Raw genomic sequence first — 1,020 nt, forward strand, 5'->3', positions numbered from 1 at the left:
TTACTTTCGCAAGGCCTCTATTCCATGAAGAGTACAAGTTAATGTTTCCTTGCCGAGTTGCTTTCTCTAAGGGGCAAAACCGGGTTGTGTTCAACAGCAAGTATTTAGATCTACCGGTTGTTCAGAATGATAGTACCTTAGCGCCATTTTTGAAAAATGCGCCGGCATCGCTACTAAAACAATTTCGTTCAGATGACAGTGTTACTGCGCAGATAAAAAGAATTCTATTGAGTCGTATGGGTGGCAGCTTGGAGATCGAGAATCTTAGCTTTGATCTTGTAGCCAGTGAGTTACATTTAACTACCCACACCGCTCGGCGACGCCTTAAAGATGAGGGTAGTTCATTTAAAGAAATAAAAGACAGTATTCGTCGGGATCAGGCTTTGGTGTTGCTGGCCAAGGCAAACCTGAGTATTAATGACGTTGCTTTGCAGCTCGGCTTTTCAGAAGCAGCAGCATTCAATCGCGCCTTCAAAAAGTGGACAGGGCAAACGCCTGGCGCCTGCCGTGAGCAGCATCGATAGCTGGCTTTCTGGGCTAAGTTTGTCTGGCTGTGCTACTGCGGGTAGAACGGTGGCAAAGAAGCATTGTCTTTGCCTTTCAGGCCGGGTGCTGTTTTAGTGTATTTTTTTAATGCTTCAAGTAAGGCTTGCTGGTCATAGGTCTGAGTTGCATTTTTACTGTAACGATCGTTCTCGAATGCTAATAGTTCGGCAGCAAGCGACTCATCTAAAGCTTTCAGCGAACGCAAGGTAATGGGGGCTGACTTAACGGTGTTTTGTTTTCGCTGGCTCTCGATCCAAGCTAGTACAAGCTTCGGTATGTCACTCGACCCCTTTCTAATTGCTTCAATTAATTGTTTGTAGCTGAGTTCTGAAGTAGTAGAGTCGGGAGCTTGTATCGAGATTAGTTTATTTAAGTCTTGCTTTACTTGCTTCAGTCGTAGAAGTAGGAACAAACTCGTTAGAAGCCAACCAAAGGCGAGTAGTGCGATTATCGCTAGCAAGGCATGCTGATTGC

2 protein-coding genes are annotated in these 1,020 nt (G+C 45.1%); one reads left to right on the top strand and one right to left on the bottom strand.

All coding sequences use genetic code 11. From position 1 onward, the window contains the following. The coding region (locus tag A3735_RS25530; protein ID WP_231882654.1) for an AraC family transcriptional regulator at nucleotides 1-524 on the top strand (524 nt) is incomplete at its 5' end. 32 nt (nucleotides 525-556) lie between these two features. On the opposite strand, the gene A3735_RS31435 is transcribed toward A3735_RS25530, so the two are convergent. Beyond that, on the bottom strand, nucleotides 557-1,020 hold a 464-nt coding region (locus A3735_RS31435), incomplete at its 5' end, for a hypothetical protein (RefSeq protein WP_197486047.1).

This window comes from Oleiphilus sp. HI0061 (genome assembly GCF_001635675.1).